The following is a 2,712-nucleotide window of genomic DNA, read 5'->3' on the forward strand; positions in this document are numbered from 1 at the left end:
CACGAGCATCAGCGCGGCGATCGGGATACTGGGCGGGACCGGAGTGGAGGACTTCATCCAGATCCTGGGTGTGGCCGGGACGGTGGTGAACTACGACTTCATCGGCGCCGACAACACAGGCGCGGAGTTCACGAATGTGGGTTCCTTTGTGCTTCCGGAGCCGGCGAGCCTGGGCCTGCTGGCATTGGGCGTGCTGGGTCTGCTTCGCCGCCGGTAATCCGGTGGTGCGTAAGCGGGCCGGGCATTTCCGGTTCGATTGAGTGAACGCATCGAGGGCCCGGGAGGACGACAAAAAGCGTCCTTCCGGGCCCTTGCCTTGCGCGGTGGGTGGAGGGGGCCGAGGGGTGCTCGGAGTTCGAATCTTCGATTTCTGATTTGTGATTTCTGATTTGACATTCGAGATATGGCGATGTGGGATCGGTTTGACCGGCGACTCTTCTTCGGGCGTCTGACTTCTGACTTCTGACTTTTCCGTCCTCCTCTGCTCACTTCGCCCGCCTTGACCACCCGGCTGGAAAAATGGGTGGGAAAACCGGGACCAATGACGGCAAAATGGACATCCGCCGGGCGAATTCCGGGTCTTCCATGCTGAATTCCGAGTTCCGAGTTCTGAATACTCTTCTCCGTTCCCCGGTAACCATCTGCATCATCATAAGTTATATTGATAGCCGATCCACCGCGACCCGGCGGTCCCGTCGTCGGGCGGGCCCAAAAACTGCGGGGGGCAACGAATACCCTTGACACACATCAGCCATTCTGGTAAAAAGAACATCGGTGGTGGAAAGACTCGATCCATTCCATTCCACATCAACAGGGAGAGAGGGGCCTGGCATCAGGTCCCTTGGGTGTCGTGTCCGCGCGAGGGGCTGATCGCCCGGTGTGTCTTTTCTGTGTTCAACAGGCGTATTTGAACCGCCAGTGAGACACGCACTGGGAAAGATCATGAGGAGTTGAAAAATGAAGAAGGAGAAGGTACTGCAGGCATTGGTGGCTGTGGCGGTCACAGCCGTAGTGATCCTGGGCCCATCGCAGGCATTGGCCACGACTTGCCTGCCGACGTTGACTGGGGCGCCGTACTCGTATGACTTGCAGCAGACTAACGACCCGGTGGCGGGCACCAGTCATGTGACCATGGCGGCCTTATCTTCGGCCATCCCGGCGGGCTTTGGCGGGTTCGATCCGAGCGCGACGACGAGTTTCGGCCAGGACTTCACCTTGGGCGCGACGGTGACGTGGAGCAGCGGCACCGAACTGGGTCTGGCCGCCCGCGCTAATCCCAGCCAGATGAACTTCTACTATGCCGGGTTCAATCCGATCAACAACTACTTCGCGCTCGTGCAGATCGTTGGAGGGACCGAGATCACCAACCTCGATACGGCGAATCTGGCCGGAGTCATCACCTCGGGCCAGGCTTGGGACATCACCCTGACGGTGGACGGCAGTTCGCTGGCCGCTACGTTGAGCCAGGGCGGGTCGCCGCTCGCGTCCCTCTCGTATACGGATACGCAGGACGCGGAGTACCCGGGGGATCCGGTGTTCTCCGATGGCCAGTGCGGTGTGTTCATGTTCAAGAAGAGCCTAGACACGATTTCGGGTGAGTGGAGCAATGCCTACATCGTTCCCGAGCCGGCCACACTGGGCCTGTTGCTCCTCGGCGCTCTGGGCATCGTCGCCCGGGCGCGCAAGGGCCGGGTTCTTTAGTGGAGGAGTAAACCCTATAGAAGTAAGGAGATGAACACATGAGAAAGAGGAGTTTGTTCGCAGCCTTGCTGGTGGTTGGCCTGTGCGGCTCATGGGCCGCAGCCAGCGACCCGGTCCCCATGCCGGCGGTTTCGGTCGAGCCGTCCTTCCTGGCTCCGTACGTTACGCTGGTCCAGAGCAGCGACGCCAATGGCCGGGACATCGGCATGGCGGCCACGAGCGCCGCGGTGCCGTACGCGGCCGGCGCCGCCGCCGTTCCGGTCGGGTTTGGGAATGACTATTCCCAGACCGCGACCCTGTCGTGGAGCAACAATACCGAGTTGGGGCTCCTGTGCCGCGCGGACGTAGGCAATTCCAATTTCTACTACGCGGGCATGAACCCTAACAACAAGTACTTTTGTATCGTGAGGGTCACGAACGGCACGGACATCGAGAACCTGGCCACGTTCCAGTATCAGGGTTTCGACTCGAATCTATCGTATGACATAACCCTGTCCTGCGAAGGCAGCAGCCTGATCGCGACCCTTCGCCAGGGTTCGACCTACGTCGAGGTCCTGAGGGCCACCGATACCAACTTCACCACCGGCCAGTTGGGTGCCTTCATGTTCAAGCCCTCTGGAAGTTCGGACGATCCGGCTGGCCAGTGGGACGACGCGATGGTCAGAGATCCACTCCAGTTGCTTCCGGGTGACGCCAACATGGACGCGACGGTCTCGGCTGGCGACTTGGCGATCCTGGCCGCCAACTACGGAAACGACGAGACCACACGCTGGATGTTGGGTGAGTTCAACGGCGATGGTTCCGTTGGTGTCGGCGACCTGGCGATCCTGGCCGCCAACTATGGCCGCGGCCGGGATCCCTACCCGGCTCCTCCGGCGGCGACTCCGGAACCGGCGACGCTGGGTCTGCTGGCGTTGGGCGTGCTGGGTCTGCTGCGGCGTCGGTAGGACGTTTGTGAGCGTCCGCGGCGGCTGGTCGGCCGCCGCGGATACACCCTCCGGGGTGTTGGTC

3 protein-coding genes are annotated in these 2,712 nt (G+C 61.4%); all 3 read left to right on the forward strand.

All coding sequences use genetic code 11. The features are described from left to right. The coding region (locus tag GXY33_13915; GenBank protein NLX06229.1) for a PEP-CTERM sorting domain-containing protein at positions 1-217 on the forward strand (217 nt) is incomplete at its 5' end. A 740-nt stretch (positions 218-957) separates the two neighbouring features. Continuing rightward, positions 958-1,701, forward strand: coding sequence for a PEP-CTERM sorting domain-containing protein (locus GXY33_13920; GenBank protein ID NLX06230.1), 744 nt, complete (start codon positions 958-960; stop codon positions 1,699-1,701). A 38-nt stretch (positions 1,702-1,739) separates the two neighbouring features. After that, positions 1,740-2,648: a PEP-CTERM sorting domain-containing protein gene (locus GXY33_13925; protein NLX06231.1), complete on the forward strand. Its 909-nt coding sequence runs from the start codon at positions 1,740-1,742 to the stop codon at positions 2,646-2,648. The last annotated feature ends 64 nt before the right edge of the window (positions 2,649-2,712 follow it).

Source organism: Phycisphaerae bacterium (genome assembly GCA_012729815.1).
GTDB lineage: Bacteria > Planctomycetota > Phycisphaerae > JAAYCJ01 > JAAYCJ01 > JAAYCJ01.